Annotated in this window: 1 protein-coding gene; it reads left to right on the forward strand. The window is 73.6% G+C overall.

All coding sequences use genetic code 11. The features are described from left to right. The coding region (locus QWJ41_RS22625; RefSeq protein WP_302710586.1) for a hypothetical protein at window positions 1-212 on the forward strand (212 nt) is incomplete at both ends.

Raw genomic sequence — 212 nt, forward strand, 5'->3', positions numbered from 1 at the left:
TGGCGCTGGGAGGAGGCCGAGGCGCTCCTGGTGGCCGGGCTCACCGAGGACGAGGACGAGCCCCACGAGGGCGTCGGCGACCTCGCCGACCAGCTGGGCATCCACCAGCAGTGGCGCTCCCTGCAGGTGCCGGACGGGGTGCTCACCAGCTGGGGCGAGGAGGTCGCCGAGATCGACGGGGTCCTTGGCGACGACCCTGCCTTCGGGCTCGT

The sequence above is a fragment of the Nocardioides cremeus genome, from assembly GCF_030518195.1.
Classification (GTDB): Bacteria; Actinomycetota; Actinomycetes; order Propionibacteriales; family Nocardioidaceae; genus Nocardioides; species Nocardioides cremeus.